Below are 6,676 nucleotides of genomic sequence, written 5' to 3'. Positions count from 1 at the left end.
ATAAAATACGGCGATGAGGGTGGAAAGGACTTCGGCTGCGCAGCAGACGAGCTCACGCCGTAGGCGTGCTACCGTTCAGGGCGTTGCCGCCGGCGGTGGTTTCGGGGTTGCCGAACATCACGCCGATCTTCATGCGCAGCTGGTTGATGAAGATCACCACCGTGCGGGTGGTGTTGATGCTGCCCTTCAGCTTGCGCATCGCCTGGCTCATCATGCGGGCCTGCAGCCCCATCTGAGCGTCGCCGATCTCGCCTTCCAGCTCGTTTTTCGGCACCAGGGCGGCGACGGAATCGACCACCACCACGGCCACGGCGCCGGATCGTACCAGCGCATCACAGATTTCCAGCGCCTGCTCGCCGGTGTCGGGCTGGGAGATGAGGAGTTCACCGATATCGACGCCCAGTTGCTGCGCGTAACGCGGGTCAAGGGCGTGCTCGGCATCGATAAAGGCGCACTGCAGCCCGGCGCGCTGGGCGCAGGCAATGACCGACAGGGCGACGGTGGTCTTGCCGGACGACTCGGGGCCGTAGATTTCGGTGATACGGCCGATCGGCAGGCCGCCGCCGAGTGCGATGTCGAGGCCGAGCGAGCCGGTCGGGATACGTTCGGCGGCCATGCCGTGGTTGTCGCCCAGGCGCATGATGGCGCCCTTGCCGAACGCCTTCTCGATGGCGGTGATGGCGCTTTGCAGGGCTTTGGCGTGACTTTCCTGCGTGGTGGCCTTGTCCTGCGGTGTGCGAGTGCGTGATGCGTTGCTCATTGTGTGTTCTCCTCTGGTCGGAAACCGAATGCGTCATTATAATAATACTGTATATATAGCCAGTATAATATAAATCTGACGAGGAATGGCAAGGGTGGTGGCGAGGAGAACAGATACTCTGACACAACATACTCATTTTTAAGGAAAATATTTTTACCGGCGATGCGCACAGGTTATCCCCCAAATCTGTGGATAACGTCTTTTGGTTATTTAACCTGCTGGCTTTCAACAGTATAGAAGGCTAAAATATGTCAAAATGTCATATTAGTGTGAGAGTGGATAATGACGGGGTTCGAACTGAAGCTGTGGAGGACTGGTCTGGGATGGACGCAAGAACAGGCGGCAAAGGAGTTTGGTATTTCGATGCGTACCTACATTCGTTATGAGCATGGAAACCCGCCGAGGGCGATAGAGTTAGCCATTCAGGCGCTGTCATTGGCCGCGCTGTTACCGGAGATTGATGCACTACCGGCAGAAAAGTTACGACAACGTGTAAGAATGCTGGCTATTGATAACAGCATATTGTAATACTTTTTAGGTGAGCGCTATCCTTGGTATTGCAGCTTTACCAGCCGCTTTCACGCCGAAAAAATCAACAGGATGTATTGTAATGATCGATGACACTCATGGTGTACCTTCCAAGGATGTTCAGGCATTAATTAATAATGGCTTGGATTTTCTGGGAAAAGCCCGTCAAGAGCTTGATGGCTTGGAGCCAAAATTTTCAATTGTCAGTTTCTGGACAGCTGTGGAGATCCTTCTCAAAGTACCATTGGCACATGAACATTGGACACTGGTCTGTTCCGGAAAAAATTTGTGCGCAGTAAATATAAATGCGGTGATTTTCAGTCTGTGACTTATGATGAAACATGCGCTCGTCTTGCTGAGGTATTAGAATCTCCCTTGCCGCCGGAAACGATAGAGAAGTTTAATAAAATTAGAAATCACCGTAACCGGGTAGTTCATTTTTTTCACTCTTCATTTACTGATTCAGATCAGAAGCAAATACTTACAGAACAGGCTGATGCCTGGTTTGCTCTTAATAGGCTAATGCGTGATAGTTGGTATTATCATTTTGAGGGTGTATTAGATTCAAAGCTGGCGTTGGATGAAGGTAAAATGCTGCGCAGCTCGAAATTTTATTCTGACGCTAAATTTAGGTATATCAAACCTCAGTTAAAAAAACTCATCGACAATGGTTGTGTAATACACAACTGCTATCACTGTAATAAGAAAGCCGCCGTAGAGATTATTATAAATGGAGAGAGCGGAAACCCACTTTATGAGGTGTCTTGTAATGTTTGCGGTCGCCGTGCGGATATCTATGCTACTTGCCCTGAATGTCAGTCCAGACAGAGAATTGAGGATGACGGGGAAGCGGATTTTATCTGTAGAAGCTGTAACCATGAGGAAAGTCGTTATGACTTGCTGGATGAGTGGGTTGGTCGACACGATGAATATAGTGAATCGGGATTGCCTGCCAGCTGCTCTGACTGTGACGGTTACGAGACGGTTTGCGAATATGGAGGTGGATATCTTTGCACGGGATGTCTGACATTTCATGATTCCATTAGTAATTGTGAATTCTGTGGTGGAAGCTCGACTTCAGTAGGGGATATGAGTTCTCTTGTTGGCTGTAGTTTCTGTGATGGAAGAATTTGATTTCTGTATGGATGGCATTCATTAAATAATGGGTATATTAATTAAATGGATAATCATGCTATGGAGTTCAATTCTGGATAGAAAGATATTATGTGTTTTTGTTGTGGTGCTATTTTTGATGGCTGCCATATTTTTAAGTGTGTTCTTTGTGCAAGGTTCACAAAGTAAATATAGGGAGGTTATACCCGCTTTTATCTTCGGCGTCGTTAGTACGATAGCCGGATTTCTAAGTTTGGTTAGCTATGTTTTAGCTGGTAGAAAATAACATTAAAGGTGTTCCAATTCATTATTATGAACGCCTATGTGTGCGTAAATGCGACATGTTTATATCTATAGTGTTTCCCTTTCATAATTGGGGGTGTAAAATATGCACTCATTTAATGGAGGAAATATGGATATGTTGTGCATACATGAATTAGAGGATAATATTTCAAAATTGCGTAGTGGTAAAGTGGTTGTTCGCGTAGAGTCCTGGATGCCTGACGAGTATATCGGTAAGATGCTAAGAAAAAACTGGAACAGGCGGGCGGTGCAGCTTTAATGGTAACGTATGACGTGATTACTGAATAAATACAGAAAGCAGCCCATACATTTCCTGTACAGAGTTAAGTGAATGGTATTCAGGCATGGCCATAATTCAATAGTTAATACAACCAATGTCCGGCTTTGGCCGATTCGACCAGCATTCTTATTGTGAGCGGTTTTAGGGGCTGTTCGGGCACCTTTGAACCGAAAAACTCTGGGGCAAAATAATGAGTGCATTCCATGCCGGCCGGATCGACATGCCATATGGCCAGGTAGGTGTTGATCGCATCGTCACCATCATCCCAACCAATCTTGAGATCTTCCCGCAAGCGTGTGTCCAGGGTTACCGGCACTTTCGGGCCCCAGAAGACATACTTCCGCGGGCTGAAATTTTCATAGTAATAATCAATGATCTCTTGCTCTATTTGCGCGGGCGTCTTCATCATCAAAAATAGGTCCACTGAATTCTGTCTGCCGGACGGGCGATGAGGTTGAAACGGTCTTTTACATCGCGGCCGATCGCGAAAATGGTCCAGGCCGACAGGGCTTACCCCAGCCAGGGAACATTGCGGCCGATAAATTTGCCCCAGTTATTCACGTAGCTGATGTGCAGACGCTGTGGGGTTTCGCCCACCAGTGTCGGTAAACGGATACCTTTCGGCAAAGGCTTATCCAGGTGTTTCCGTGACAGTCGTGAGGCGATTGACGTGCCTGGTGTGGCGGTCCCCGGCTTTTGGCGCGTGGGAAGCCAGGGTTGTCCTGATGCGATCAGGACGGCATCGGCAACGCTGATCCCCAGATGTTCACGGAGCGCATCGACGGTGATAAGCCACCACAGCTGCTGGGGCGTCAACTGGGTATATCCCTTGTAGAAATACGTACCGTTTAATTCCTCAACCGTATCCATAGGTTATCCTTTACCGTAGGGGATGTCAGGTTGGCGCGTTGCTGTGCTCGCTTGGCTCCAGTGTTATCGTTTGATATGTCGGCTTGCTGTCTGCAAGGCGGGCCTGCAGTCCATACTCTGCCATGACCTGAATGGACGTATCGACATCGCCGACAATGCGAAAAGAGACCGGCTGCAGGTGATGGCCATCCTGAGAGAAGGCGGCATTGAGCGCCGTTTTTTCGACGTAAAAACCGCTTTGCTGGGACGGTGTGAGGGTGGTTTCCGACCGCCACTCGTGGGCATCCATCACATAGTTGTCCCAGTCCCGATCTTTCAGGGTTTCGGAGGCGTAGGTGAGCCGGAACAGGTCAGACTGAGCGGCCAGGTTGCCGCTGCAGGAGCGTAAGAGATAGTCAAGATGCTGGCACAGTTTGCCCGCCGGGCCGTGTTTACGGCCACGGTCGAGTAACCACCGGATGTCTATCGCCAGGCTTCTGGGGAAGCGTTTTTGCTTCTGGGCTGTGGCTAGCCAGCGGATCAGGAACAGGTTTTCGGCATAGGGTGTGCCGGCGATACCGTCCTGGCGAGCCAGCCCCAGCGCCGCCAGGGCGCAGAACGCCAGATGGCTGAGCGCTGAGGTGGTGTTTTCCGGGGATACGGATGCGGTTTTATCTGTCAATGGCTACCCTGCCCGTCGAAGTTGGGATTAGTGGCGAATTTGGGCCAAGTCGTCAGCGGTCAGCCCGGTCATTTTCATCACCGAATCGCGATCGAGGCCGTTGGCTAGCATGGTCCGGGCAACTTCGAGTTTGCCTTCAAGCATCCCTTCCTGACGCCCTTTTTCTTCACCTAACAGCATACCTTTCTGCAAGCCGCGTTGTTCGCCCTCAAGGCGGAGTTTTTCTGCAATCGTCATCAGAGTATCCTCATGTTCCGGCACCCGTGATGCCAGGGTTGATAATAGTTCGCCCGGGTTGCGGGTTTCACCAACCCGCAGCATGTAATTCATCAGTGACGTCAGCTGCTCATTGGTAGTGTAACCGGCCAAAAGCAGTGTGACCAGTTGTTCCAGGAGCTCGGCCAGGTCGCGTTGACGGACATGTTTTTGCAGCAATTCCAGAATGGCCACGCGACGGTGCTGCATGATTTGGTCGTCAGGAATAACCGTGACGTCGACCAGCGGGAATTCACCACTATACAGCTGGCCGGCCAGCTCCGGATCACTGAATGCCTGCAGCCAGCTCATCGGATATGGGTATGGTGTGACTTGCCCATGATAGAACAGGATTGGGATAACCAGCGGCAGTTGCTCGTTGCCGGCGGCAAGGTGGCGTTGCATGGCGGCAATCGCATACCTCATTAACCGGAAGGCCATCTGTTTGTCGGGGGAGCTCTGGTGTTCTATCAGCGCGTAAATGTAGCCTTCACCCTGCCCGGCCTTCAACGAATAGAGCACGTCAGAGTAATAGGCGCGTAGATCATCTTCAACGAACGAGCCTGATTCCAGTCGTAGGGTATTCAGATCGCATGCCTGGCGCAATGCCGGTGGCAAATGCACCTCCAGAAAATCTCGGGCTGTTTCCGGGTGTGTCAGAAACTGTTTGAACAGCGCATCATGTGCAGTTGGAGTCGTTTTCATGATGGTATCCTACCATATTCTGGAGAAAGCTTGCTATTTGGCATCAAAACCGCTCTCTCTGGCGAAAATGATTAATTTGAGTGGCCAGGTTTAATGATTCCGGGATAAAGTTTATCAATGCTGACGTAATATTCACCTCTTTCTGCGGCGATGCGTATTTTCTTCTCAAGCATGTCAATCAAGCTGATATTATTCGACAGCATGTGATATAAATCATAACCTGTCACACAGATAACGCTTTTTGAATTTCCCCAAGCATTAAATGCGTCAGGTGAAAACCCTTGTCAACTGATAAAAACTCCACGCGTCCAGGTTGCCTTTTGCGACAGTTTCCCCTGAAAGACATGCAGGTCGAGGGCTGAAGTTTTCTGACTGTGCCATTTTGCTTCAATAAGGTAGGTTTCATTGTGTAAGTTGAAACTCCCGTCAATTTGCTCACCGGTAATTCTAAACCCAGCATTGGGCGATAGGTGGAATGCAGAAAAGAGTTCGTTAAGCCATCCTTCAAATCGGTATCCTCGTTGCTGCGGGGGCATTGATTTCATAGTTTCCAATTCATTGAGAAAATAGCCTGCATCAATGGAATAAATGACGGAAATGGTAGGTGGAATTATTCCTTGAGATGAAACTACGTCGGTATTCTTTATTCTTTCAATAAGTTGAGTATATAAAATTTCATCCCGTGCCGTGACAGGGTCTGTTGTCATTAATTTACGATAAGCCCACAGCTTATCGATAACTTTTAACACTGTATCGCGGTCGGTCTTTTTGATAAAGCACCGTAATCGTTTTGCTTTTGAATCGCCTTCGTCGAGATACATTTCGTTATCAATGTCAATGGAAAGTTCTTCTTAAAAAACTCCCGCATCGTTCTATTTGAAAAGTCCAATACATAACCGGAGACGCTTTTAAATATTTCATCGAACAGTTTAATTTCCTGCTGGGTAAATTTCATATGCTGTGAGCGGCCCTATACGTTTATCTTATCTATCCATCTATCTATTTCATCGTGCTTTCGACAAAGTTCCAAAGCTGTTGCGGTCTGCTTCTGTTTCAGTGATTGGGCATTACCGGTAGACTCCCCAACCGCCCTGCCCGGCCAGCCCTTGGTCGATTTCCCCTTGATGGTTAGGAAACTGAATCGACCCTTTTTGGGTTTCCTAATCATGAACCGTAGGGAGAAAGATCCGCAGGAGGTGGG

Annotated in this window: 7 protein-coding genes and 2 pseudogenes; 3 read left to right on the top strand and 6 right to left on the bottom strand. The window is 49.1% G+C overall.

Annotated elements, in window-relative coordinates:
• Window positions 1–76 precede the first annotated feature (76 nt).
• Window positions 77–760 (bottom strand): annotated as a pseudogene (recA, locus tag AC4PR2_RS27105) (recombinase RecA); the annotation flags it as partial.
• Window positions 761–1,042: 282 nt separating this feature from the next.
• Here recA and AC4PR2_RS27100 point away from each other — a divergent pair.
• The 3 genes from AC4PR2_RS27100 to AC4PR2_RS27090 all read left to right on the top strand — a co-directional run bounded on the left by AC4PR2_RS27100 (window position 1,043) and on the right by AC4PR2_RS27090 (window position 2,422).
• Entirely contained in the window at window positions 1,043–1,288 is a 246-nt protein-coding gene (locus AC4PR2_RS27100; RefSeq protein WP_492175796.1) for a helix-turn-helix domain-containing protein, read from the top strand.
• A gap of 82 nt (window positions 1,289–1,370) precedes the next feature.
• Window positions 1,371–1,616, top strand: a complete 246-nt coding sequence (locus tag AC4PR2_RS27095) for a hypothetical protein (RefSeq protein ID WP_492175795.1) — start codon at window positions 1,371–1,373, stop codon at window positions 1,614–1,616.
• Window positions 1,577–2,422, top strand: a complete 846-nt coding sequence (locus AC4PR2_RS27090) for a TFIIB-type zinc ribbon-containing protein (protein ID WP_492175794.1) — start codon at window positions 1,577–1,579, stop codon at window positions 2,420–2,422. Before AC4PR2_RS27095 ends, AC4PR2_RS27090 begins: the two co-directional genes overlap by 40 nt.
• Before the next feature lie 644 nt (window positions 2,423–3,066).
• Here AC4PR2_RS27090 and AC4PR2_RS27085 read toward each other — a convergent pair.
• From AC4PR2_RS27085 to AC4PR2_RS27065, 5 genes and pseudogenes are all read right to left on the bottom strand, one after another.
• Complete coding sequence (locus AC4PR2_RS27085; protein WP_492175793.1) at window positions 3,067–3,393, bottom strand: DUF1493 family protein; 327 nt, start codon at window positions 3,391–3,393, stop codon at window positions 3,067–3,069.
• Window positions 3,393–3,854: pseudogene (locus AC4PR2_RS27080) on the bottom strand (STM2901 family protein). Before AC4PR2_RS27080 ends, AC4PR2_RS27085 begins: the two are co-directional and overlap by 1 nt.
• Before the next feature lie 25 nt (window positions 3,855–3,879).
• Window positions 3,880–4,515: a DUF2913 family protein gene (locus tag AC4PR2_RS27075; protein ID WP_492175792.1), complete on the bottom strand. Its 636-nt coding sequence runs from the start codon at window positions 4,513–4,515 to the stop codon at window positions 3,880–3,882.
• Window positions 4,516–4,542: 27 nt separating this feature from the next.
• Window positions 4,543–5,475 (bottom strand): Rpn family recombination-promoting nuclease/putative transposase, encoded by a 933-nt coding sequence (locus tag AC4PR2_RS27070; RefSeq protein WP_492175791.1) that lies wholly within the window; start codon window positions 5,473–5,475, stop codon window positions 4,543–4,545.
• A 284-nt stretch (window positions 5,476–5,759) separates the two neighbouring features.
• Complete coding sequence (locus tag AC4PR2_RS27065; protein ID WP_492175790.1) at window positions 5,760–6,296, bottom strand: hypothetical protein; 537 nt, start codon at window positions 6,294–6,296, stop codon at window positions 5,760–5,762.
• Window positions 6,297–6,676 lie beyond the last annotated feature (380 nt).

The sequence above is a fragment of the Serratia sp. A07 genome (assembly GCF_058725505.1).
Note: the sequence above shows the minus strand (reverse complement) of the source record. Positions and strands in the feature narration are given on the sequence as shown.

Bases quoted from the DNA above. Each gene is read 5' to 3' on its own strand.
- AC4PR2_RS27085 (WP_492175793.1), bottom strand. From the start codon at position 3,393: ATGATGAAGACGCCCGCGCAAATAGAGCAAGAGATCATTGATTATTAC.
- AC4PR2_RS27070 (WP_492175791.1), bottom strand. From the start codon at position 5,475: ATGAAAACGACTCCAACTGCACATGATGCGCTGTTCAAACAGTTTCTG.
- AC4PR2_RS27095 (WP_492175795.1), top strand. From the start codon at position 1,371: ATGATCGATGACACTCATGGTGTACCTTCCAAGGATGTTCAGGCATTA.
- AC4PR2_RS27100 (WP_492175796.1), top strand. From the start codon at position 1,043: ATGACGGGGTTCGAACTGAAGCTGTGGAGGACTGGTCTGGGATGGACG.
- AC4PR2_RS27065 (WP_492175790.1), bottom strand. From the start codon at position 6,296: ATGTATCTCGACGAAGGCGATTCAAAAGCAAAACGATTACGGTGCTTT.